The organism is Dokdonia sp. MED134, from assembly GCF_000152925.2.
GTDB lineage: Bacteria > Bacteroidota > Bacteroidia > Flavobacteriales > Flavobacteriaceae > Dokdonia.
Map to the genome: position 1 here is coordinate 1,515,485 of NZ_CP009301.1, position 25,380 is coordinate 1,540,864.

The following is a 25,380-nucleotide window of genomic DNA, read 5'->3' on the forward strand; positions in this document are numbered from 1 at the left end:
TAATGACAACACCCTTAGTAACCATACACTGGCTCAAAGAGAGCAAAGAAGATAAAAACCTTATAGTACTAGACGCAAGTCAAGAGTATGATGAGGGCAATACTATAAATGGAGCAGTTCATTTTGATATCAAAAATACCTTTAGCAATACTAAAAGTCCATATCCCAACACATTCCCTAGTGAAAAACAGTTTGAAGAGGAATGTAGAAAACTTGGTATCACCAGAGATTCACAAATCGTTGTTTTTGACAGCAAAGGAATATTCACCAGCCCTAGAGTGTGGTGGATGTTTACCGTAATGGGTCATAAGACTGTAGCCGTACTTGATGGCGGTCTACCAGCCTGGAATGAAGCAGGATTTGAATCCTTAGAAGTTCATAAACCTAAAGAACTTGCTACTTCCTTTAAAGCTCATAAAAATCAAGCAGCCATATACCATTATGAGCAAATAGTAGACAATTGTAATTCACAAGAGTACCAGCTTATAGATGCAAGATCACAAGGGCGTTTTTATGGTACAGCTCCAGAGCCACGAGCTCACTTACAAAGCGGTCATATAAAAAACGCACTTAACCTCCCCTACACTCAAGTGTTATCTAATGGATATTACAAACCAAAAGAGGAACTAGAAAAACTATTTAAGGACCTACATATAGACAAACGTCCTATTATTTTTAGTTGTGGCTCTGGCATAACGGCTTGCATTATTCTACTCGCCTTTACCCTAGTTTCAGATCAAGAGTCTCACGTTTATGATGGTTCTTGGACAGAGTGGGCAGAGCGCAATAAACTCTATACACAAGTATAATAACACTACTTTTTAAGATGTAAGATGCACCTATTATGAATAGAAGAAAATTTATAAACCGTTCGGCGGTAGCTGGGGCGGGTATTGCTACTGGAGCAAGTATACTTGGTTGTGATGATAATGTCAAAAACAGCAAGAATGATAATTCCGCTTTCGCGAAAGCGCAACAAAAACCAGCACCCATCGCTATCTGTACTTGGGGATTTTCTGGCGCTACAGAAAAAGCTGGTGAATTACTCACAAATGGAACCTCTGCTCTAGATGCCATTATTGCCGGTGTTGCCGTTGAAGAAGAAAATATAGAAAACACCACGGTAGGCATAGGTGCAACTCCAGACAGAGAGGGCAATGTGACCCTAGATGCCTGTGTTATGAATCCAGAGGGTGACTGTGGCGCCGTGCTCGCCGTAGAAAATATTGTAAACGTAGCTGCCCTCGCTCGCAAAGTGATGGAAGACACGCCACACGTGATACTTGCAGGTAAGGGTGCAGAGGAGTTTGCATACCAGCAGGGATTTAAAAAGGAAAACTTACTCACAGAAGAGCGTAAGAATGCCTGGCAAGAATGGCTCAAAACTAGTGACTATAAACCAGAAATTAATATAGAAAACCACGATACTATAGGAATGCTCGCTATAGATAAAGATGGTGATATAGCAGGTGTATGTACAACCTCAGGTTTAGGTTATAAGATGAAAGGGCGCGTGGGAGATTCTCCTATTATAGGCTCTGGATTATTTATAGATAACGAAGTAGGTGGTGCCGTGGCTACAGGTATGGGTGAAGAAGTTTTAAAAACGGTAGGAAGCTTCTTGATAGTAGAGTTGATGCGCGGTGGAATGAGCCCCCAAAAAGCCTGCGAAGAAGCCATTACAAGAATTACAAAAAAGGGACCTAGATATAAAGATTTTCAAATAGCCTACATCGCCATAAATAAATCTGGTGAGGCAGGAAGCCACTGTATACATAAAGGTTTTACAATGATGAAATATCAAAATGGTGAGAATAAAAATATAACTTCTAGCTACTACAATAGTGACAAAAACTGAATCTACAACCGAAATTATCTTAATAAATAGACGTGAAGCATATTTTTAACGACCAACTACTCAATTAAAGATTTATAGATTTTTAACAATGTAGTCACTATAAAAATCTACTATCTTTAACCCTTGAAATTCAACTATATAATTAACATTCTTGTTAATCCTTTTAAAAAGGAACAATAAACAAATCAAAGAATTGTTATATATTTGTATATGCCTTAGGGCGAAAAATATTTAAGACTGTTGTAATTGACTTTTAATAATCAATTATGATTTGGGGTGAAAGCCAAGCATTTTTGCTTGGCTTTCTTTATTCCCAAATGTTAGGTTTTTTCTACTTCGTTTTAATGGCCCTAGTTCATTTTATTTTAAAAATGATTTTTACTTACCCTCGTATAATTTATTAACAGTGCCCGCTATTCTGGATGCATCTTCTTACATTTGAGTTTATCGTACTACGCTTTCGCGAAAGCGTAATAAAACCCATCTCAAGTGACTAATACTGCCGAAAATACTCAGAAACGACTTTTTTTACTAGATGCCTACGCATTGATTTTTAGAGGATATTACGCTCTTATTAAAAACCCGCGTATCACAAGTTCTGGTATGGATGTGAGTGCTATAATGGGATTTACAAATAGCCTTTTTGATGTTATAAAACGAGAGCGACCAGATCACCTAGCTGTTGCTTTTGACAAGGGCGGAAGCTCTGCTCGTGTTGAAGCTTATGCAGATTATAAGGCAAATCGTGACGAAACTCCAGAAGCGATACGCATAGCGGTACCTCATATACAAGAAATACTTAAGGCTATGCACATTCCCATTATTGAGCGTGAAGGTGTAGAGGCAGATGATCTTATAGGTACCCTTGCAAAACAAGCCGAAAAGGAAGACTTTAAAGTCTTTATGGTTACACCAGATAAGGATTATGCACAACTAGTCTCAGAAAACATATTTATGTACAAGCCTGCTCGTATGGGTAATGGTATTGAGATATGGGGAATCCCAGAGGTGCAAAAGCGTTTTGAAGTAGAGCGCCCAGAGCAAGTTATAGATTATTTAGGGATGATGGGTGATGCGTCAGACAACATACCAGGACTTCCAGGTGTAGGTGATAAAACGGCAAAGAAATTTATCGCAGCATACGGCTCTATGGAAGGGCTTCTTGAAAATACAGATAAGCTCAAGGGCAAGATGAAAGAAAAGGTTATTGCAAATGCAGAGCTAGGGCTTCTTTCTAAACAACTCGCAACTATAATGCTAGATTGTGATGTACAGTTTGACGCAAAAGATTATGAACTCTCAGAGCCAGATGCAGAGGCGGTCACAAAGAAGTTTGACGAGCTGGAGTTTAGACGTATGAAAGATCAGTTTGTAAAAATCTTTTCTGGCGAGGCAGAGCAAGGCACGCAGGTATCTTCTACCCCATCTGCAAAGAAGCAAGCAGCTACTGCAGCAGGTGCTGGACAGTTTTCACTTTTTGGAGGAGATGGTGGCGCTACTGCAGCAACCGTAGCAGATGCCTCTACACGTAAAACTATAAAAGATACACAGCACTTTTACCAGACAATAGATAGCCCGCTTGCGCGAAAACTATTTATACAAAACCTACTCAAACAAACTTCTGTATGTTTTGACACAGAAACTACAGGGCTCGACCCGCTTGTGGCAGAGCTTGTAGGAGTCGCTTTTTCTTGGGAAGCTGGTAAGGGATATTACATACCATTTCCAGAAAGTAAAGATGAAGCACAAGCACTTATAGAAGAATTAAGGCCGTTTTTTGAGCATACAGGGATTGAAAAAATAGGTCAAAATCTCAAATACGACATTAAGGTCCTTGCAAAGTATGATGTAAAAGTTAAGGGTAAACTTTTTGACACAATGCTTGCACACTATCTCATTAACCCAGATATGCGTCATAATATGGACGTACTGGCAGAGACCTACCTTAACTACACACCTGTATCTATCACAGAGCTAATAGGCAAAAAAGGAAAAAACCAAAAGTCTATGCGCGACGTGCCACTAGACCAGCAAACAGAGTATGCGGTAGAAGATGCAGATATTACCCTCCAACTCAAACAGCACTTTGAGAAGGAGCTTGATGAAGCGGGCACGCGTAAATTATTTAATGACATTGAGATCCCACTACTTAGAGTACTTGCAGCAATGGAGGTAGAAGGAATCAACCTGGACGTAAACTTCTTAGAAAGTTTATCTGGTGATCTTAATGCAGATATAGAACGTCTTACTTCTGAGATTTATGAAGAAGCTGGAGAAGAGTTTAAAATATCTTCACCTAAGCAACTAGGCGAAATTCTTTTTGACAAAATGAAGCTTGTAGACAAGCCTAAAAAGACAAAAACAGGACAATATTCAACCGCAGAAGATGTACTATCATACCTTGCAAAAGATCACGATATCATCCAGAAAGTACTAGATTACCGCGGGCTATCTAAGCTAAAGTCTACATATGTAGATGCATTGCCAGAGCAAGTCGCTCAAGATGGCCGTGTACATACAGACTATATGCAAACCGTAGCAGCGACGGGAAGATTAAGTTCTAACAATCCTAACCTACAAAACATCCCTATACGTACAGAACGTGGTCGCCAGGTACGTAAAGCATTTGTCCCTAGAGATGAAAACCACACACTGCTCGCAGCAGATTATTCTCAAATTGAGCTACGTATTATAGCAGCTCTAAGCGAGGAAGAAAATATGATACAAGCCTTTACAGATGGTGAAGACATTCACGCTAGTACAGCGGCAAAAGTTTTTAATGTACCACTAGAAGAGGTGACTAGAGAGCAACGTAGTAATGCAAAGACAGTAAACTTTGGTATTATATACGGTGTCTCTGCCTTTGGACTTTCTAACCAGACAGACCTATCCCGAGGAGAAGCAAAAGAGCTTATAGACAACTATTATAAATCGTACCCAAAACTGCGCAACTATATGAGTGAGCTTGTAGACTTCGCTAGAGAAAATGGGTATGTAAAAACAGTACTAGACAGACGTCGCTATCTTAATGGTATTAACTCAAGCAACGGTGTTGTGCGTGGTGCTGCAGAGCGTAATGCTGTAAACGCACCTATACAAGGAAGCGCAGCAGATATTATTAAGATTGCTATGATTAATATTTTTGAGAAGCTAGAAAACAGTGATTACAAAACAAAAATGCTTCTCCAAGTGCACGATGAACTTGTTTTTGACGTTCCAAACATTGAGCTTGATGACATCAAAAACCTAATCAAAACCGAAATGGAAAGTGCCTTTAAAATGGCAGTACCTCTAGATGTAGAAGTAGGAGTAGGTCAAAACTGGCTAGAGGCACACTAAAAAATAAAGCTATCTCATATTAAAAAAGCCAAATGAAAATAACTTCTCATTTGGCTTTTTTATTTACATATATGTAATCTCACGCTATTTCCTCACATATGTTGAGACTGCGGCAAGATTATTAAAATCTCCGTGAGGATAATTATTGAGATGATCTCTATTAAGAAACTCTCGAAACCGTAAGGTGTCAAGATCTTGTGACAATTCTCCTATTAAACCCGTTTCTATAACAACCGTATTACCATTAATTGTGTAACTGGGTGCTTGTACGTAATTTTCAACCACTATGCATACAAATTCCATAAGGTGATCGCCGTTCTCGGTCACGCAAGTTGTAATTGCATAAGGCGGTATGACAGTATTTTTTGCTGTAAAGGTTATTTCTTGAGGATTGAGTACCTGCTCATTTTCTTCAAGTAAATCTGTAGAGGCGACGCCATCATTGTTTAAGTCTATGGCCGTCTCTACTGTGTAAGAAATTTGTCTATAAGTCGCCTCTGCAATAGGAGACTTTTCTTTAGACTCATCTGTACCACAACTTATAAAAGCAAGTAGTAATAGTGAGAGATATAGACTTTGTTTCATTTATTTTTTTAACTCGACAAAGATATAACGTATTAATCGTAGTTAAGGATATACCGTTAAAAATTATTTTTCTCGCACATCACTTAATGTAAATATGAGGTGTTACGCTTTCGCGAAAGCGTAAAAAACCCCAAAACCAACATACAAGTTTTGGGGTGCATTTGGGGCATAATTTTTATTACAATACAAATCTATACGTCCATTTTACTAAAAATGTATTTCTGATTTGCTGCCCAAGTATCTGGCTATCTGCTGCGTCAAAGAGGCTATCTTCTGTAGAGGCACCACCTTCGATACCTTGTGACCAGACTAAAAATAATTCAGAGCCTGGCTTATATTCCCATCTCGCAACGAGGTTAGATCTAAATTGAACGAAGTTAAAATCTGGATCTCCAAAGGCATAATCTACACTTCCATCCTCATCTTCATCTACAGCATAACCACCATCTACAGTACTTATTTGGTTTTGATTAAATAAGGTTACTCGCTTGTTAAGATCTTCGTTTTCGCTATCTGCTACATAGTTAAAATTAGTATAGGTCCCTTTTGCTATAAACGGCTGCGCATAATACTGTATGGTAAAATTAGGGTTGATGTTATAATTAACACGTAGTGTCGCACTTAACGTCTCTTGATTAATCGCTCCTGTTATATACCTCGTATTATATTGGGCAGGCTCATAAGCTTGTTGAGATACATACTGCGTTCTGTTTGGGTTTTTCTCATAGACTGTAGAGAGTGATAAACTTAATGCATCTAGCGGCTGGTAGTTAAGTCTAAGCTCGTACTGATTAAATGAGAAGTTATTTTGCTTTGCTTGCGAGTTTACATAAATCGCAACTGCACTCAACTTTTTACGCTGGTCTGTACCTGCGGCTACAAAGTAAAAGTTTTCTTCATTAAACCTCCAGCGTGGTCCTCCTCTCAAAAATGAGTTTATAAATATGCGAGGTTTGTGCGCACCACCTACTTCTGTAAACCAGTTGTTTTTCCAGTTTATCTCTGCCCTACCTTCATACTGAATGCGATTAAAGTTACCTTGAAAATCATACTGTGTAGTTTGCTCCACACCTACATTTGCTCGTCTATACCAAGAGGTAGAGTTGTTCCAGAAGCGTCTTACACTTGCAAATTGCACAATACGGTCTGCACGACGCAAGAAGCCTATATCGTTGAGCTCTAGACCTGGAGACCTCCAGTTACCCCCTAGCTCATAGCGCCATTTACCACTACCTCTACCTATGGCAAGATTTCCTCCTGTACCAGAGAGGCTTGTAGCATTAGGGTCTACCGCTACGTGGTCTGCATCTACACGTTGATATAAATGTGTAAGTGAGGTTTGTGTATTGAGTATAGCTTGAGGATCTCCGTTAACACGACTTATAATCCCTCTACCAGTTATGTAATACTTACGATCTTTCCAGTTATGGTTAAAATCTATACCACCAGAGTAGGCTTGTGTATGCAAGAAGTCTAAGCTACGCTCCATATTACGTGTTGTGTTTGTAAATATGGCTCCTATAAAAGAGTTACGATCATTAAAATCTTTTTGAACTCTACCCACAAAGTAGTTAGTAAGAGGCTCTACCAGCTCTTCTCTTTTTGTACCTAGCTCATCGCTAAGCTCCAGTTGTGTTGTGATTTCTTCTCTATCATCTAGCTCTATCTCTGCAAACTCTTTTGCTGTGACACTTTCAAGTACACCTATAGTCCAACCGTTTTTAGTTTTTCCGCTAAATTTTGCTGCACCTAGTATAGTCGTGTTAATAGGTAAGTCTTCATACTCTCCCTTACTCGGGTCTGAGGTAGTAAATCCTTGTGGTGTTCTCCCTATACGTCTCGGGAAGAAAACATTATCTGCACCACCACCTACTCTAAAATCAAAGACACTTTTATTTTCGACAAAGAAAGGTCGACGTTCTTGAAAGAAAATCTCAAATCCATCTAGCGCTATAGCTCCAGGGTCTGCATCTACTTGCCCAAAGTCTGGATTTACCGTAAGATCTAGTGTAAGGTCATTTGTGATACCAATTTTTGCATCAAGACCTACATTGCCACTAAAGTCATCTCCATCTCTAAAGGGATTACCCACCTCTTCTTCAAAAGTATCGTACTGCCCCAGCACAAAGGGTTGTATTTCTAATTGCTTTTGAGGTTTTATTCCTTTTATACCACGCAGCTCTCCAAACTCACTTACCCAGCCAGGAGGATTTGCCGGCAGAGGTTGCCAGGTAGAACGCTCTTCATTTGCAAAGTAGCGTCTTGTAGACTGTATACCCCACACCTGCTCATCATCTGCACTAAAACGCAACTGACTTAACGGGATACGCATCTCTGCAGTCCAGCCTTCTTCATCTTCTGAGGTGGCGAGATACCAGATAGGATTCCAGCTGCTATCAAAGTTTCCGTTATTTGATATAAACTCATCACCTTTTACTCCAGAGGCAGAGGCTGTAAATGAGAAACCTGTACGATCGTCATTATAACTATCTATATTAATCTCTACCCAATCACCCGGAAAGTCATCACGGCGGCCTAATCTTTTTTCTAGTTTTGACTTATCACTCTCTAAACAGTGAAAGGCCACATACAGATTTTTTGCATCATAGGTGATTTTCATCTTAGTTTGCTGTGTAGGCGGTGTGCCTACATCTGGCTCAAATTGTAAATAATCTGTAGACCACGGCACGCTAGCCCAGGCACCATCAGATAGGTTTCCATCTATTTTAGGCGCGTCACCGGTAAAGGTATTTGTGGTATAGACTTTTCTTGCAATGGCTATTTTGGTAGAGTCTACTTGAGCAAATAGAGACAGGGAACTTAGAAAGAAAAGAATGATTACTGCTCGTAGGCGATTGACTGTAAGATACATTAGGTTGTTTTTGGTTGATGATATTAGAGAGACTTATAAAAACAAGCGTTGTGACAACCTAAACAGTTTTTTAAGATTTTATTAACTTTTGTGGGGTAAAATATCGCTTTCGCGAAAGCGTAAACAACACCTATTATATAGACCAAAAAAGTACTGTAAATGATAGAATATATTATTGAAAAAAAATGCTTACAAAATATAGTGATACAGAGGTTTGTGTGATAAATAATTTTATGTACTTTTGCAAACCCGTTTTTAGACGGGAAATGGAATGTTTAATTAAAATTAATTAGTGTGGACGCATTAAGTTACAAAACAGTATCTGCAAACAAAGCTACCGTAAACAAGGAGTGGGTTTTGATAGATGCAGAAGGACAGACGCTAGGACGTATGTCTTCTATCGTAGCTAAGTTTTTACGCGGTAAGTACAAGCCTAGTTTTACACCTCACGTAGATTGTGGAGATAACGTTGTTATCATAAACGCTGCAAAGGTGCAATTATCTGGAAACAAGTGGACGGAAAAATCATACATCCGTCACACTGGATACCCAGGAGGGCAACGTAGTCTTACAGCTAGAGAACTCTACGACAAAGATCCAACACGTGTAGTAGAAGCTGCCGTAAAAGGGATGTTACCTAAAAACAAATTGGGGAGTGCAATCTTCCGCAACCTTAAAGTGTATGCAGGAGCAGAGCACGATCAGGAAGCGCAGAAGCCTCGTGCCATTAACCTAAACGAAATCAAGTAAATGGAGACTTTACACAAAATCGGTCGTCGTAAGACCGCAGTAGCTCGTGTTTATCTTACTGAAGGAGAAGGTAAAATCACTGTAAACAAAAAAGAACTGAACAACTACTTCCCTACGGGAACATTACAGTACAAAGTAAACCAGCCACTTGTTTTAACAAACAACGAAGGTAACTTTGACATTAATGTAAACGTATATGGTGGTGGTATCACTGGTCAGGCAGAGGCTATCAGACTTGCTCTTTCTAGAGCAATGTGTGAACTAGACGAAGAAAATCGTCTTATCCTTAAGCCAGAAGGTCTTCTTACTCGTGACCCAAGAATGGTTGAGCGTAAGAAATTTGGTCAGAAGAAAGCACGTAAGAAGTTCCAATTCTCAAAGCGTTAATATATCGCTTCACTTGCAAGTGGCTCAGGCTATATGGCAAGCGAGATTTAGAATTACTTATTTTTAAAAATTTAAATTAATTGAAATGTTGTCGTTGCTTATTATGCTTTCGCGAAAGCGGAATCTTAATAAGGTTAGTTTAGCATCTAAACTTCGTAACACGGAGTTGCTAATTTTAATGTCCAACGGAACGTAAACTATTACAAAAATGGCAAACAACATCGAAATAAAAGAATTGCTTGATGCAGGTGTACACTTTGGACACCTCACAAGAAGATGGGATCCAAATATGGCACCGTATATCTATATGGAGCGTAACGGGATACACATCATCAATCTTTATAAAACTGCAGCAAAAATTGAAGAGACTTGCGAGGCTCTACAAAAGATTGCTGCTTCTGGTAGAAAAATACTCTTTGTAGCTACCAAAAAACAAGCTAAAGATATCGTAGCAGAAAAAGCTCGTAACGCAAATATGCCGTACATCACAGAAAGATGGCCTGGTGGAATGCTTACTAACTTTGTTACTATACGTAAAGCAGTTAAGAAAATGCAGACAATTGACCGTATGAAACAAGATGGTCGTTTTGATACACTTTCTAAGAAAGAGAAACTACAGATGAACCGTCTTCGTGAGAAGCTTGAGAAAAACCTTGGTTCTATATCAGATATGACACGTCTTCCTGGCGCTCTATTTGTTGTAGATATTAAGAGAGAGCACATCGCGATTAAAGAAGCTCAAAAATTAAACATTCCAATTTTTGCAATGGTAGATACTAACTCTGATCCAAGAGAGGTAGATTATCTTATCCCTGCAAATGACGATGCTTCTAAATCTATCGACAAGATCGTAGGTTTTGTTTCTGACGCTGTTAGCGCTGGTCTTGCAGACCGCAAAGCTGGAAAAGATGCTCAAAAAGAAGGTGCAGATGCTCCTAAAAAAGAAGCAAAAGCTCCTAAAGCTAAGCCTGCAAAAGCTGCCGTAGCTGCAAGTGAAGAAGAAGAGTAAATAACATTAAGTTAATACTAAAAGGTCGTTTAATTCTTTTCTTTGCGGAAAACGATTAGACGACTTTTTTCAATTTTAAAACATATACAAATGGCAAACATAACAGCCGCAGACGTAAAAAAATTAAGAGAAGCTACTGGTGCTGGAATGATGGACTGTAAAAAGGCCCTCGTTGAAGCAGAAGGTGATTTTGATAACGCAGTAACTGTACTTCGCAAGAAAGGACAAAAAGTTGCAGAAAAGAGAGCAGACAGAGACTCTTCTGAAGGTGTTGTTGTTGCAAAGATTAACGACGCAAACACTCGCGGCGTTGTAGTATCACTTAACTGTGAGACTGACTTTGTTACTAAGAACGATACATTTGTTGAACTTGCTAACAAAATGGGAGATATCGCTCTTTCTGTAAATTCTAAAGATGAGATGCTTGCTGCAGACTTTGATGGGATGACAGTTGCAGAAAAGCTTATTGAGCAAACTGGTGTTATTGGTGAAAAAATTGAAATAGGTGGTTACGAGACATTAGAAGCTCCTTTTGTAGGTTCTTATGTACACGGTAACAAGATAGGTGCTCTAGTAGGACTTACTGCTGCTACAGATAATGCTGCAGAGGTTGCAAAGAGTGTTGCTATGCAAGTTGCATCTATGGGTGCGACTACACTTTCTTACAAAGATTTTGATCCAGCATATGTTGCATCAGAAACTGAAGCAAGAATCGCAGCTATCGAAAAAGATAACATCGAGCTTGGACGTCTTGGTAAGACTTTAAAGAATGTACCTCAGTATATCTCTATGTCGCAACTTACTCCTGAAGTACTTGCAAAGGCAGAAGCAGATATCAAAGAGCAATTAAAAGCAGAAGGAAAGCCTGAGCAAATCTGGGACAAAATTGTACCTGGTAAAGTTGAGCGTTTTGTAGCAGATAATACTACTCTAGATCACGAGCAGGCACTACTTGACCAACGTTTTATTATGGACGACAGCCAGAACGTAGCAGAATTTGTTGCTTCTAAAGGTGATGCATCTGTACAAGGATTTAAAAGAGTTTCTTTAACTTAATAGTTTAGAACTTATCCATAAAAAAAGCCTCCACAATGTGGAGGCTTTTTTAGTATATAGAATGTTTGAAAAGCAGATTAAGATTTACTTCCTATAAAAAACGTATAAACCATAATTATTATAAAATACTTTCTAAGGTGTTAGTAAGCTTTTGCAAAAGCGCAAAAAAAAGAGAGCATAAAGCCCTCTTCAAAAAGCGTTAATAACAGTCGTAATTAATTTACTCTAGATATCTCTATCTGACCTATTTCTGGTGTAAAACCTCCACTAGAAAAAGGGGCTCCGTTTATTGTACTTATTACAGCATTTTCTGTCTCATCTGGAGCATCATAAGTGTCTCCTGAAGAGGTGCCTGCATCAATAGGTTGTAAGCCTATGATTTCATTTTCGATTAGGCTATTGCCATCTGTTATATCAAAAGAACTAACCCCTACAAACCAGTCTGGACTAGGGTTAAGATTTGCAATAATTGTAACTCGCGTGCGAGTAGGAGTAAAAGAGAGGTTAAAGGTCTCTGATCCTACAGCACTTACTGATCCAGCAGATTGGATTGAAAAGCTTCCTTCATTTTCCTCACCCACCTGACTAGATATGAAGGCTCCTAATGCTGCTACATCTCCATCTTCTACATATGCTTCAAAACCTTCACTTGCAATCTGACCCAATTGATATACTGAAAGACCAGGTTCGTGTGTAATAGCTACAATAGTTCCAAAACTAGCTCCAGAAGGATAATCCTGAGGAAAATTTTCTTCACTAAATTCTGTTGTAATAGTTGCTGTATAAGCAGCAGTTATTGGCTGTTCTGGATCTACCGGAGTTGTAGTAGGACTCCCATCATCATCACTACCACAACTAAGTATAACCATACTTAATACTATTAAAGCATATTTAAATTTAAATTTCATTTCCTTGTTTTGAGTTTGTTAATATTTATTTTCAAGTGCGAGTTCTAACTCACCTATAAGGGAACTAAAGATACTAAAGAATAGTAGATGCGGGGTAAGCTTTTATAAAATCTAACCCCTAATCATCGCTTCCCTATTTAAATAATGCTGGTTTCTTACATTATGTGATTTTAAAAAAAGGTTTAAACATTATATTTGCATAATCTTAGATATTATGAAATACAAAAGAATTTTACTTAAGCTTTCTGGTGAAGCATTAATGGGAGAACGTCAATATGGTATTGACCCAAAGCGTCTAGCAGAATATGCCGAAGATATCAAAGCAGTAACAGAAAAAGGTGTTGAAGTTGCTATTGTTATAGGTGGTGGTAACATCTTTAGAGGTGTAGCCGGAGCAAGCAAGGGTATGGATCGTGTACAAAGTGATCATATGGGAATGCTCGCCACGGTTATAAACGGCCTAGCATTACAAGATGCACTTGAAGCCGCAGATGTAAAAACAAGACTTCAGACTGCTATAAAAATAAATGAAGTTGCAGAACCTTTTATACGTCGCAAAGCTATGAGTCACCTTAGAAAAGGGCGTGTAGTAATCTTTGGTGGTGGTACTGGTAACCCTTACTTTACCACAGACTCTGCAGCTGTGCTTAGAGCAATAGAGGTTGAAGCAGATGTAATTTTAAAAGGAACTCGTGTAGATGGTATTTATACAGCAGATCCAGAAAAGAATACAGATGCTGTGAAGTATGATCATATATCATTTGATGATGTACTAAGCAAAGGGCTCAAAGTAATGGACACAACTGCATTTACCCTTAGTCAAGAAAATGAATTACCTATCATTGTTTTTGATATGAATACACGAGGCAACTTAATGAAAGTTGTTTCTGGAGATGATTCTATAGGTACTACTGTAAACTAAGAACGCAGAATATTGGCTCAATTTTTGTAAACTTGTTATCACAATTAATATTACGATGAACGAAGATTTAAAATTTATAATAGATAGTGCAAAAGAAGCGATGGATAATGCTATCACGCACTTAGGGAAACGCCTACTTACCATTAGAGCTGGAAAAGCTAGCCCCGCAATGCTTCAAGGTTTAATGGTAGATTACTACGGGAGTCCAACACCTCTTAGTCAGGTAGCAAATGTAGTTGCACCAGATGGTCGTACAATATCTATCCAACCTTGGGAGAAGTCTATTATTCAAGAAATAGAAAAAGCCATTATAAATGGTAATTTAGGCTTCAACCCTATGAATAACGGTGAAAGTGTTATTATAAATGTACCACCACTTACTGAGGAGCGTCGTAAAGAGCTTGTAAAGCAAGCCAAAGCTGAAGCAGAAGATGCAAAAGTAGGTGTGCGTAATGATCGTAAAAACGCAAATAACGATATCAAAAAAGTAGACAGCGCCTCTGAAGATGAGAAAGCAAATGCCGAAGTAGATATTCAAAAACTTACTGATATTCATATCAAAAAGATAGAAGAAGTTCTGGCTAATAAAGAAACAGAGATAATGACTGTGTAATTACTTACAGTAGTTAAACAATTACAAAAAGCGACCTCTTGGGTCGCTTTTTTGATACATTTACGTTACAACAATTTATATGCGTATAATTTTCGTATTCCTTTCGTTTGTCTGCAGTGCTACACTAAGCGCCCAAACCACACTTACAGCAGATGCTATAGTGCAAAAGGCAATTGATAACAAATCACAAAATGACCCTCGAGAAGCGCTAGAGTCATTCTCGCTACACGCATATGAGAAAACGATTATCACAGACAGCCTCAACGGGAGCTCACACAACTTCTTTTCTGAAAAGGCTAGTCTAGTACAATATGACCGTGAGAGCGACTTTACAGAGGAGGTTATGGGCTACCAGCTGGCTGGTTTTAAAAACCCTAGGTATGAAGTCTTTGCAGTAAACATACAGTCTCGCTCGTTTTATGACAGTGATTTTGTCATATTTAATAATAGATATGCCGGCATTCTTTCTAAAAGAGGCGTACGTAACTACAACTATACACTTCAAGAAACCGCTCCTGGAGAAGATTACATTATTTCATTTACCCCAAAAGCACCTAAGCGCATCCCGGGGCTTACAGGCACAATGGTTCTTGACCAGGGAACATTTGCTATAAAAGACATTAAAGTACGCATAAGCGACAAGCTCAATATTGTATTGAACCAAGAATACACGTACATAGAAGAAAACAACATTTATCTACCTGTACGTAGAGAACTATTTTTAGACAAGGGAAGTGAAGACAGACAGCTTTCGTTTTTTAAGGGACGTATCTCTATTGGTACTATTGAAAATGAAGTGCTAGAAAATATGGTAAGCCGCAAGTTTTTAGTGTCTACCACTACAATGAGTGATTTTAAAGTAAACACTCCAATAAATCACGAGCTTTCAAAATATGCAATTACCTTTGACCAAGGCGCTAGTGAAAAAACAGAAAGTTTCTGGCAAAAATACCGCCCCGAAAAACTCACAAGCAAAGACAAGCGAAGCTTTTCTGAAATAGAAAAAATAGTAAATGCCGAAAATATTGAACGTAGACTAGGTACTACAAACAACTTTAGCATAGGCTATTTTAGCTTTAAAGCTTTTGATTTTGATCTTACCTACCCTGTGAAGTTTAATAACTATGAGGGATTACGACTAGGCATAGGCGGCGTTACAAATGAGTCTTTTTCAAAACGCTTTAGACTAGAAGGCTACACAGCATACGGTTTTAAGGATAAAGATCTTAAATATGGAATAGGTGGAGGCTACTTACTTAATCCAGATAAAGGTGCTTGGATCTCTGCGACATATAATAGTGACCTTGAGGAAGTAGGTAACTATGCATATCTCACAGACCGCAGGGTGTACTCACTCTTTGAGCCTCGTCTTGTAAATATTACACAGTTTTACAAACACCGCACCACGCGCATTAATCTAGAGTATAGACTTACCCCACAAATATTATCTGAATTTCAAATTGCCCATAGACGCTTAGATCAGACCACACCCTACCGCTACAATAAAGATGGTGAGATTATACGTGATTATGATGTAACAGAGGCAACAGCATCTTTTAGATGGAGCCCGTCTAATAAATATTTAAAAACAGATAGCGATGTGCTTCCAGTTTATGAGGGTCACCCCATCATCTCTGGTCAAATCTCTCAAGCAGTAGATGGCCTAGGTGGCGATCTTGCATTTACAAAACTGGCTGCAAAAATGTTTTATCGTGTAGACAGACTCAATAAAACGGCAACCGAAGTTCTTCTTGAGGGTAATATTGCCTTTGGAGACTTACCTATCACCCACCTCTTTCACGCATTTCCTAATGCGCCTACTAAGGAAACCATACTGCAGCGATTCTCTGTAGCGGGAGTTAATAGTTTTGAGACTATGTATTTTGGCGAGTTCTTTTCAGATAGATTATTTACTGCTCAAATAAAGCATAGACTCGCACCTTTTAATATCTCAAAGCGCTTCAAGCCAGAGATGGTCTTTATAAGTCGTTTTGCGCTAGGCGACATACGCAATCCAGAAGATCATCTCGATATAGACGCTTTTGGTTCATTAAGTAAGGGATATACTGAGACGGGTTTTGAACTCAATAAGCTTCTTTTCGGTTTTGGTACGAGTTTGACATATCGTTATGGTGCCTACCACTTACCTAACTGGGAAGACAACATTGCATTTAAGTTTACCTTCAACCTAAAACTTTAATCAATAGACCTAGCTGTTTATATTTTTATGAACCTAGGTTAATTTTTTTACGCTTTCGCGAAAGCGGTCTACACATTACCCACAAGCCGCTCGCATTTTCTCCAAGTATCTGCTCTCAAAAGAATATCTTTGCACGGCTTAAAACAAGGCAATGGCAAAATTTCTAAGTAAGGGTTTCTGGGAATCGGTAGCGAGTATTATACTACGCAACCGTCCGTTAATAATCATTCTTGTCTTAGCGTTTACTGTATTTTTAGGATTTCAGTGGCGTCATATGAGATTTACATATACGGAGGCAAATCTTCTGCCAGATGACCACGAGGTAAATCTAGAGTATCAAAATTTTAAAGATAAATTTGGCGAGGAGGGTAACCTCATCGTGCTAGGTATACAAGACGAGCGCCTCTTTACCCCAGAAATACTTACCGCTTGGAATGAGCTCTCTGCTAGAATTGCTCAGGCAGATGCAGTTGCACTTTCTTTATCACTTAAGGATTTAAAAATACTAGACAAGCAAGAAGAGCCACAGCGTTTTGATCTTGTGCCTTTTATGACAGACAGTACGCTCACCGCAGAGAGTGCTGCTAGTTACAGAAAGTTACTCTTTGACGATTTACCGTTTTACGAGAATCTCATTTACAACAAAGAGACTGGTACCGTACGCTCTGCGGTATATCTCAAAAAAGATTTAATAAATACACCAGCCCGTAGGGACTTTGTGGTAAACGATCTCATCCCTGCCATTGCAGATTTTGAAGCGGCACACGATATTAAAGTTCGTACTAGTGGTATGCCTTACATACGCACGCTTAATGCTCAAAACATTATAGATGAGATAGGCATCTTCGTGGGTGCAGCATTACTGGTGACTTCATTTATATTTTTCTTCTTCTTTAGATCTTACAGAGCCACTTTTATCTCTATGGTAACGGTGATAATAGGTGTGATGTGGGCTTTTGGGTTTTTAGGTTTACTAGGGTATGAAATCACTGTACTTACAGCTATCATACCGCCGCTTATTATTGTGATAGGGATTCCTAACTGTATTTTCTTAATAAATAAATACCAGCAAGAGTATAAAAATCACGGTAACCAAGTAAAAGCACTTCAGCGAGTGATTACAAAAGTGGGTAACGCCACCTTAATGACTAACATTACTACGGCCTCTGGTTTTGGAACTTTTATCTTAACTGAGAGTTCACTACTTAGTGAGTTTGGTGTCGTGGCGAGTATAAATATCATTGCGATATTTTTATTATGCCTTCTCATCATTCCTATTTTATATAGTTATATGTCTCCTCCTAAGGAGAAACACCTCAAGCACCTAGGTAAAAACTGGATAGAAGGTTTTGTAGACTGGATGGAACGTATGGTGCGCAACAGGCGTACAACCATTTATGCATCAAGTGTATTATTACTTGCATTAAGTATCATAGGGATCTATCAAATACGTATCTCTGGCTCGCTTATAGAAGATATGCCTAAAAAGGCTGGCTTCTACAAAGACATCAAGTTTTTTGAAGAAGAGTTTGATGGTATTATGCCGCTTGAGATTCTTATAGATACCAAGAAAAAACAAGGTGTAATGAAGCTCTCTACCCTCAAGAGAATGGAAGAGCTAAGCACTACTATAGAAGAGCAACCAGAGCTCTCTGCTCCTATCTCTATTGTAAATCTTGTGAAGTATGCTAAGCAAGCTTACTTTAATGGCAACCCTAAGTACTACCAGCTCCCTACCAGCAACGAGCGCAACTTTATACTGCCGTATGCAAAGAGTTTTGATAATGACGAAAACCTTATGGGAGCCTATGTAGATAGTACTGGGCAATATGCTAGAATCACTACATTTATGAAAGATGTAGGCACAGACAAGATGGAGCGTGCCGAAGAAAATATACAGCTCAAAATCGATAAACTCTTTCCAGAAGAGCGCTATGAGGTGACAATGACGGGTACAGCTCTCGTTTTTCAAAAAGGAACAGACTACCTCGTGATGAACCTCGTGATAAGCTTATCACTAGCCATATTACTCATTGCTTTATTTATGGCGTGGATGTTTAAATCACTACGTATGATTATTGTATCCCTTATCCCTAACCTACTACCACTACTTGTTACAGCAGGTATGATGGGCTTTATAGGCATCCCTATCAAGCCATCTACGATTCTTGTTTTTAGTATTGCCTTTGGGATCTCTGTAGATGATACAATACACTTTCTTGCCAAATACAGACAAGAACTCAAAGCAAACAAGTGGAAAATTAAAAAATCTGTGTATGCCTCACTACGTGAGACGGGAGTAAGTATGTTCTACACTTCTATTGTGCTTTTCTTTGGCTTCTCGGTATTTATGATAAGTAGTTTTGGCGGTACAGTAGCACTAGGCGGTCTTGTAAGTGCAACGCTATTATTTGCAATGCTTGCAAACCTTCTATTATTACCATCACTCCTACTCTCTCTTGAGTCTGAAATTGCAAATAAAGATGTCTTTAAGGAACCTGCACTTCAAATTGTAGATCGTGAAGGTGATGAAGATCCGGCTGGTACTAAAACTAAAGACAAGCAATAAGCCTGTAAACACATACTAGTGACTATTGCACTTTTATAAAGCTAAGCGCTAGCGCGTATCTTTGTAAAAAAAGGCAATGCTAGATCAATATTTTGACGAGGTAAAAAAGGAGTTCTCACTGGGTATTAATAAGAAAGGGCATCCTTTTAGATACGTTACTTTAGGCACGGTAGATGCAGGTGGCATCCCGCAGCTACGCACCGTAGTACTGAGGCAAGTACAAGACGACCTCTCGCTACGTATCTATACAGATAGTAGATCTTCAAAAATCGCTCAGCTGTTACAAAACCCTACGGCCAGTTTACTTTTTTATCACCCTAAAAAATTACTTCAGGTTAAGGTGACCGCTACGGCAAGTATTATTACAGATCCAACAGAGCTTGCCAAATACTACACGGGTGTGCAACCTAATTCAAAAAAAGATTATACCACAGCACAGCCTCCTGGAGCTACCCTTTCAAATCCAGATGAAGTCTCTTATCTAGAGGCAACACATTTTTTTACCATTATAGCATTTGCTCCTACACAGATAGAATACCTTCAGCTTAAGAGGCCTAACCACATACGAGCATCGTTTACAAAGACTAATGATGAGTGGGAAGGACGGTTTATAAATCCTTAAAATTACGCTTTCGCGAAAGCGTACTAAAAACCCACATTACCACCGCGCACAGCTAGCTCAAGTTAGGGTGTTTTACCTTACGCCCTACGGCAAAAAACTTTTATATTTGCCCACTGTCAAGCAAACCCGAAAAAATAACACATATGACACATACACCTATAGTAGAATTACTGAGTAGTGATTCTATTCATCAAGAATTTACCGTAAAAGGGTGGGTACGATCTTTTCGTGCAAACCAGTTTGTAGCTCTTAATGATGGCTCTACGATAAATAACCTACAGTGTGTGGTTGATTTTGAAAATACAGATCCTGCGTTACTTAAACGTATTACCGTAGGTGCTGCAGTGGCTATTACTGGTACCCTAGAAGAAAGTCAGGGTGGAGGACAACGCGTTGAGATTAAAGTAAAAGAAGTAGAGATAGAAGGTGATGCAGATCCAGAGGAGCTTAAAAAAACCATCTTATCGCCTAAGCGTCACACGCTAGAAAAGCTACGTGAGCAAGCACACCTAAGAGTACGTACAAATACCTTTGGGGCGATTATGCGTTTACGCTCTAAGCTCTCTTTTGCAATACACGAGTACTTTAATAAAAACGGATACTACCACGCACACACACCTATTATAACTGGTAGTGATGCAGAGGGTGCTGGTGAGATGTTTCGCGTAAGCGCACTAGATCCAGAAAACCCACCACGTAAGGAAGATGGGACTATAGATTATAGCAAAGACTTTTTTGGCAAAGAGACCAATCTTACGGTATCTGGACAGCTAGAGGGAGAGACCTACGCGCTAGGTCTAGGTAAGATTTACACCTTTGGACCTACCTTTAGAGCAGAAAATAGTAATACCTCGCGTCACCTTGCAGAGTTCTGGATGGTAGAGCCAGAGATGGCTTTTTGTGATCTTGATGGCAATATGGACCTCGCCGAAGATTTTATCAAGTATGTGATAAGCTACGCGCTAGAAAACTGCCAAGACGACCTTGCCTTTCTAGAAGAAAGACAGACTAAAGAAGACCAGTCTAAGCCTGCGGCAGAGCGTGCGGCAATGCCACTACGTGAGAAACTTCACTTTATAGTAGATAACAACTTTAAACGTGTGAGCTACACAGAGGCGATAGACATCTTACGTAATAGTAAGCCTAATAAGAAGAAGAAATTTAAATACCCTATAAACGAATGGGGCGCAGATTTACAGTCTGAGCACGAGCGTTTTCTGGTAGAGAAGCACTTTAAGTGCCCTGTGATCTTATTTGACTACCCGGCAAATATCAAAGCTTTCTATATGCGCCTTAACGAAGATGGTAAGACCGTACGAGCGATGGATGTACTCTTCCCAGGTATAGGTGAGATGGTAGGAGGATCACAACGTGAGGAACGTCTGGATGTGCTTAAAGAAAAAATGGCAGCCTTAGACATCTCTGAGGAGGAGCTTTCTTGGTACCTAGACACGCGTAAGTTCGGAACGTGTACACATAGTGGTTTTGGCCTTGGCTTTGAGCGCCTTGTACTCTTTGTGACTGGTATGACAAACATACGCGACGTGATACCTTACCCACGTTTTCCGGGTCACGCAGAGTTTTAGAAAAAAGTTTTTTAGTACGCTTTCGCGAAAGCATACACTCCGCATAAAATCCAATGTACTTAGGTATGTTGGATTTTTTCTGTGTTAAACAATCGCTTACTCGGGTGAAACATCCTCCCTAACCCTCCTTCGAATGAGGGGACTTTAATAACGTCAGTTTCAAGTTCAAGTTCAGTTTCAAGTTCAAGTTTTCTTACTCAATCGTGCTTACTCGTGTGAAACATCCTCCCTAGCCCTCCTTCGAAGGAGGAGACTTTAATAACGTTAGGTTCAAGTTCAGGTTCAATTTCGAGTTCAACTTTTCTTAATTAGTGTGTGCTTAAGAGGGTGAAACATCCTCCCTAGCCCTCCTTCGAAGGAGGGGACTTTAATAACGTTAGGTTCAGGTTCAGGTTCAAGTTCAAGTTCAAGTTCAAGTTCAACTTTTCAAAATAAAATTTCTTTTTGATAAGCTTGAAAACGTAGTCATTACAATGATAAGTTGTATTTTGGTGATGAATAATAATCCAAATTAATTATCTAAAATCAAATTATTAATACGTGTTCTTTTTTTTACCCAGTAAGTACTTCACTTTAACCCGTGATAAGCCTACAATAAATCCACAAGGAAAGACCACGTAAAATGTATCAAACTATGGCAGAGATACCTGACAACATTATCCCTGTACAAGAAGCAGATGACTTGTACAAAACTTATGGAGATGATCGCGCTCCTATCATTGAAAATAAAGTAAACGATCAATATAGAGATCAAGACCCTCCTTATGAAGCGACAAGATTTGTCACTGCAGATTATGACAAGCTAAAAGCATATATCGCTTTTATAGATCAAGAATCAAAAGAAGCTGGAGTAACACCAAAAGGGCTACGTATCTATTTTGGGGCCACAAAACCTACTAAAGGAAAACCTGGCAGAGAGACGGTGTTCTTTAACCCAGTAGCCGCCTTTAAGGGCATAGATGGAGATATCTCTTATGCGATTCACACAGACTTAGATGGTAACAAACAGGCAATCACGGTAGGTGATGTAATAGATGGAAAAATACCTAAGGCTTCTGACACAGAATTAGTTAATGGAGATGTGCAAAGTCTCGCTGGAAACACGGTAACGTTCCCACCACCACCGCATTCTAACGATCCTAATGATTACCACTAGTAAATACCAACCAGAATAAATGCATCCACTTACGATTATAGCCTATTCTTCTGAAGTTATAGCTGCTATTTTGGCTAGTATTTATTTTTACAAGTATAATCACACTAACCTAAAATACTTTTTAGTTTATTTATGGTACAACGCTGCTAATGAATTAGGAGGGTTGTACCTTCTTAACCAAGGCTTTAAATTTGAACTTACTAATCTATTTTATGTAATAGCCGTAACATACTATTTAAGCGTTATAAGAATGGAAGTAGCTAGCCGTAACCTTAAACTAACTGCTAGTATTTTAATAATTGCATTCTTACTTATTGTAGTTTCTGACTTAAGCTTAAATGGTCTCTCTGAAGCGTGGAAAATGTCTAACACCCTAGGCTCCACCATCGCTATTATTGGCTTTCTGTTATATTTAATACACACGTTAAAATCAAGCAACCTTACAAATTGGTCACGTAATATGATTAATTACTTTGTTGCGGGATTTGCATTATTTTTTATTGCTGGCCCTGTAATTAATTTAGCTCGAGTCTTGTATATAAATAATTATGCACTTAACGTTAGTCTCTCATACATTATGGCAATTGTAGCAATTTTAATGTACACCATCTTCTCTTTTGGCTTTATCTATTCTAAAAAAGCATCTGAGTTAGAAGAGAACTAGGTTATTTCTTTTTTTTATGCTAGTGTGAGCTGTAACAACATTTGCCCTAGCTCCTACTTCCCATAAAGGGTCATTTACCCCTACCCCACTACCTATAAGGGTAGTATAATTGTGTTTCCCTAGCTTGGTTTAAGTTTTAACACTAACCTAAAACCAATTGTACAAATGAAAACAATTAAATTACTGGCCTTACTTTTTGTAAGTGTCATCATCCTTGAGGGCTGTAATGAGAAACCCGCACATCCCACTGAAGGTGGCTCAATACCACCACCTAAGATTATTATAGACGTTCAGGAAGCTGAGGATATGTACCATCGTTATGGCAAAGACATAGCGCCCATTTTAGAAAAAAACAATCCAAATCTTAAAGCTACCAGATCGCTTTCTATAGATTATGAAACGCTTAAAGATTATCTCGCCTTTATCGAACAAGAAGCAGAAGAAGCAAATAAAACTGAAATTACAGGACTGCGCATTTATTTTGCCAAATATGACGACTCACAAAATGATGGAAGAGCTACTGTTTTTCTCAATCCCATAATGGAAGCTGGCGCAAGAGGTGACCTAATAGACGATGTTTCTTTTGCAATTAAGACAGAAAATGGAAAGAGCACTGCGGTGCCAGTAGGAAAATTAATAAAAAAACCAACTACTGGATCAAACAGAGCAGACTTAACAATGCCTATACAGAATGGAGTACAGAGTCTTGCGGCGAATGATTTTCCGTGGAGTCCACCACCGAATAGTGACCCCGATGATTATCAATAGGATAAATGAACGAAGAGTTTAAAATAGCAGGTATAATATCTGAATTTACAGCAGCAATTTTTGCTTCTATCTATTACTATAAATATCGTAATTCTAGACTTAAATTGCTGCTGTTTATTTTATGGTACATTCCCCTCAACGAGATGTTAGCTCAGTATCTTTTTGCAAGGACAGCAACTGGATACTTGTTAAAGAATCTCTATCGGATAATAATTCCCGCAAGTCTAATATTTCTAATTGGAACTCAAATCACACAAAGTTTAAGAAAAAAAATTGTTTCTATTTTTTTCTTCTTATGTGTCATTATATTCATAGTGAGTATTTATTTTGTAAACCCTCTTAAAGAATTTTCTAGTACTAATTTTACAATTTTCACTTTTATAGTGTTAGTATCTCTATTAATCTACTTTATTGATCTATTAAAGTCGGATAGGGTCTTAAAAATGTCAAGAGATCTTTTTCTATGGGTCGCTCTGGGGTTTTTAATTTTCTTTATTGCCTACCCTGTAATTTTATTGGCAAGAGAGTTTGTAAGTGACGGAAATAAAATACATAGGTCGTTAAATTATATTCAATTTACAGTGGCCATATTATCATATCTTACGATTGCCTTTGGATTCTATTATGGAAATAAGGTAGAAATCAACAAATAAATATTAACATTTAGAACAAAACATTGTACACCCTGTGGATTACCTAATATACATAGTGCTATTATTTGAGTTTGCTGCCGCAATCTCTGCGACTGTATATTATAAAAAGTACAAGTCAACCCCATTAAAATGGATGCTACCGCTTTTATGGTATATCGCCATTAATGAGTTTACTTGTCACATACTACTAGCGCCCTATAGGTTTGAGATACTTTATAACTTTTATGAGGTTATCGTTTGTTTAGGCTTATTAATAATCACAAGATTGCATTTATCACATCACACACGCATCGCTATAGCAAATGTATTAATCATAATAAGCGCTATCGCATTTACTATTACTGCGATTACTCAAGACCCTTTTAAAGACTGGCCTGTGTTCTCATTTACGTTATCTACTATTTTAATCATTATAGCACTCACGCTATACCTAGTGGAGCAATTAAAAAGTAATAAAATTGCAGCATACACCAGAGATATCTTTTTGTGGGTATGTATTGGTTTTTTAATATTCCACATTTCATATCCCGTCATTATGTTTTCGCGATACTTCCTTGTTATGGATAGTGTTTTCATATATGAGGCAATTTTTCTTATTCAATTTATTGCAGTAATTGCGTGTTATGGCACGATTGCATTTGGTTTTTATAGAGGAGTACATTCAGCAACATTAATAAAGCGCACTTTATGATTAAGGAAGAAGTTCTTGTCATATGGCTGGTCTGCGTGACCATTTTGTTTCTACTATTTTTAGTAGCGACTTTGTTTTGTGCAATTGCGCTGTATTACCGTTTTGATAATAAGCCGCGTGTACGGTAAATGGCGTTTCTCTCGTTTTTTTAAAATTTGGTTTTGAGTACGCT

Annotated in this window: 20 protein-coding genes; 17 read left to right on the forward strand and 3 right to left on the reverse strand. The window is 38.5% G+C overall.

Annotation, left to right across the window (positions count from 1 at the left end; genetic code table 11):
• The first annotated feature begins 2 nt into the window (after positions 1-2).
• The 3 genes from MED134_RS06770 (at position 3) to polA (ending at position 5,197) form a co-directional block, all read left to right on the forward strand.
• Positions 3-809 (forward strand): sulfurtransferase, encoded by an 807-nt coding sequence (locus MED134_RS06770; RefSeq protein WP_021778123.1) that lies wholly within the window; start codon positions 3-5, stop codon positions 807-809.
• A 35-nt stretch (positions 810-844) separates the two neighbouring features.
• Positions 845-1,858 (forward strand): isoaspartyl peptidase/L-asparaginase family protein, encoded by a 1,014-nt coding sequence (locus MED134_RS06775; protein WP_021778122.1) that lies wholly within the window; start codon positions 845-847, stop codon positions 1,856-1,858.
• 489 nt (positions 1,859-2,347) lie between these two features.
• Positions 2,348-5,197: a DNA polymerase I gene (polA, locus tag MED134_RS06780; RefSeq protein ID WP_021778121.1), complete on the forward strand. Its 2,850-nt coding sequence runs from the start codon at positions 2,348-2,350 to the stop codon at positions 5,195-5,197.
• 84 nt (positions 5,198-5,281) lie between these two features.
• On the opposite strand, the gene MED134_RS06785 is transcribed toward polA, so the two are convergent.
• Positions 5,282-5,782 (reverse strand): hypothetical protein, encoded by a 501-nt coding sequence (locus MED134_RS06785; protein ID WP_021778120.1) that lies wholly within the window; start codon positions 5,780-5,782, stop codon positions 5,282-5,284.
• Between the two features lie 178 nt (positions 5,783-5,960).
• Positions 5,961-8,654, reverse strand: a complete 2,694-nt coding sequence (locus MED134_RS06790) for a DUF5916 domain-containing protein (protein ID WP_021778119.1) — start codon at positions 8,652-8,654, stop codon at positions 5,961-5,963.
• A gap of 294 nt (positions 8,655-8,948) precedes the next feature.
• On the opposite strand from MED134_RS06790, the gene rplM reads away from it, so the two are divergent.
• From rplM to tsf, 4 genes are all read left to right on the forward strand, one after another.
• Complete coding sequence (rplM, locus tag MED134_RS06795; RefSeq protein WP_021778118.1) at positions 8,949-9,404, forward strand: 50S ribosomal protein L13; 456 nt, start codon at positions 8,949-8,951, stop codon at positions 9,402-9,404.
• Positions 9,405-9,791 carry a 30S ribosomal protein S9 gene (gene rpsI / locus MED134_RS06800; RefSeq protein WP_021778117.1) on the forward strand — a complete coding sequence of 129 codons (387 nt, stop codon included), beginning with the start codon at positions 9,405-9,407 and terminating at the stop codon, positions 9,789-9,791.
• Between the two features lie 208 nt (positions 9,792-9,999).
• Entirely contained in the window at positions 10,000-10,800 is an 801-nt protein-coding gene (rpsB, locus tag MED134_RS06805; RefSeq protein ID WP_021778116.1) for a 30S ribosomal protein S2, read from the forward strand.
• A 90-nt stretch (positions 10,801-10,890) separates the two neighbouring features.
• Positions 10,891-11,856 (forward strand): translation elongation factor Ts, encoded by a 966-nt coding sequence (gene tsf, locus MED134_RS06810; protein ID WP_021778115.1) that lies wholly within the window; start codon positions 10,891-10,893, stop codon positions 11,854-11,856.
• Between the two features lie 215 nt (positions 11,857-12,071).
• Here tsf and MED134_RS06815 read toward each other — a convergent pair whose 3' ends face one another.
• Entirely contained in the window at positions 12,072-12,764 is a 693-nt protein-coding gene (locus MED134_RS06815) for a spondin domain-containing protein (protein ID WP_021778114.1), read from the reverse strand.
• Between the two features lie 214 nt (positions 12,765-12,978).
• Between MED134_RS06815 and pyrH the strand changes: the two genes are divergently transcribed.
• The 10 genes from pyrH (at position 12,979) to MED134_RS06870 (ending at position 25,208) form a co-directional block, all read left to right on the forward strand.
• Positions 12,979-13,686 (forward strand): UMP kinase, encoded by a 708-nt coding sequence (gene pyrH / locus MED134_RS06820; protein WP_021778113.1) that lies wholly within the window; start codon positions 12,979-12,981, stop codon positions 13,684-13,686.
• A gap of 55 nt (positions 13,687-13,741) precedes the next feature.
• Positions 13,742-14,299 carry a ribosome recycling factor gene (gene frr, locus MED134_RS06825; RefSeq protein WP_021778112.1) on the forward strand — a complete coding sequence of 186 codons (558 nt, stop codon included), beginning with the start codon at positions 13,742-13,744 and terminating at the stop codon, positions 14,297-14,299.
• A gap of 79 nt (positions 14,300-14,378) precedes the next feature.
• Positions 14,379-16,499, forward strand: coding sequence for a DUF5686 family protein (locus MED134_RS06830; RefSeq protein ID WP_021778111.1), 2,121 nt, complete (start codon positions 14,379-14,381; stop codon positions 16,497-16,499).
• Between the two features lie 151 nt (positions 16,500-16,650).
• The gene (locus tag MED134_RS06835; protein ID WP_021778110.1) at positions 16,651-19,068 is read left to right on the forward strand and encodes an efflux RND transporter permease subunit; all 2,418 of its coding nucleotides are present in this window, start codon (positions 16,651-16,653) and stop codon (positions 19,066-19,068) included.
• Positions 19,069-19,144: 76 nt separating this feature from the next.
• A complete protein-coding gene (locus MED134_RS06840) occupies positions 19,145-19,690 on the forward strand; it encodes a pyridoxamine 5'-phosphate oxidase family protein (RefSeq protein ID WP_021778109.1) in 546 nt (181 codons plus the stop codon).
• Positions 19,691-19,833: 143 nt separating this feature from the next.
• A complete protein-coding gene (gene asnS, locus MED134_RS06845; RefSeq protein ID WP_021778108.1) occupies positions 19,834-21,276 on the forward strand; it encodes an asparagine--tRNA ligase in 1,443 nt (480 codons plus the stop codon).
• Between the two features lie 634 nt (positions 21,277-21,910).
• The gene (locus MED134_RS06850; protein ID WP_148305637.1) at positions 21,911-22,432 is read left to right on the forward strand and encodes a hypothetical protein; all 522 of its coding nucleotides are present in this window, start codon (positions 21,911-21,913) and stop codon (positions 22,430-22,432) included.
• Positions 22,433-22,451: 19 nt separating this feature from the next.
• A complete protein-coding gene (locus MED134_RS06855) occupies positions 22,452-23,096 on the forward strand; it encodes a hypothetical protein (protein WP_021778106.1) in 645 nt (214 codons plus the stop codon).
• Positions 23,097-23,261: 165 nt separating this feature from the next.
• Positions 23,262-23,864, forward strand: a complete 603-nt coding sequence (locus MED134_RS06860) for a hypothetical protein (RefSeq protein WP_021778105.1) — start codon at positions 23,262-23,264, stop codon at positions 23,862-23,864.
• A 687-nt stretch (positions 23,865-24,551) separates the two neighbouring features.
• On the forward strand, positions 24,552-25,208 hold the full coding sequence (locus MED134_RS06870) for a hypothetical protein (RefSeq protein WP_021778103.1): 657 nt from the start codon (positions 24,552-24,554) through the stop codon (positions 25,206-25,208).
• Positions 25,209-25,380: the final 172 nt, after the last annotated feature.